At 46.3% G+C, this 255-nt stretch carries 1 pseudogene; it reads right to left on the reverse strand.

The window, feature by feature from the left end:
- Positions 1-255 (reverse strand): annotated as a pseudogene (locus MO387_RS21370) (IS3 family transposase); the annotation flags it as partial.

Here is a 255-nt window from a genome sequence, read left to right on the forward strand (position 1 = left end):
ATTCGCGCAACTGCCTGATAAATACCTTGCCTCGACATACCCGCAGCACGACATGCGGCAGCGAGGTTTATTTCGCTTTTAGCTTTTGCTTGCCAGACGTACCGGATAAGTACTTTTTTCTGAGGCCAGCTCCATATTCATTGTCCATGATATCAACCATGCCATTGAGGATTTGGTTACGTAGTTTCTCTTCTGCTAACTCACGTTCAAGGCGCTTGATCGTTTCGGCAGGGGTTTCTTTTGACTTAGGCATAA

The organism is Shewanella sp. N2AIL (genome assembly GCF_022690845.1).
In the GTDB taxonomy this organism is placed as follows: Bacteria; Pseudomonadota; Gammaproteobacteria; order Enterobacterales; family Shewanellaceae; genus Shewanella; species Shewanella baltica.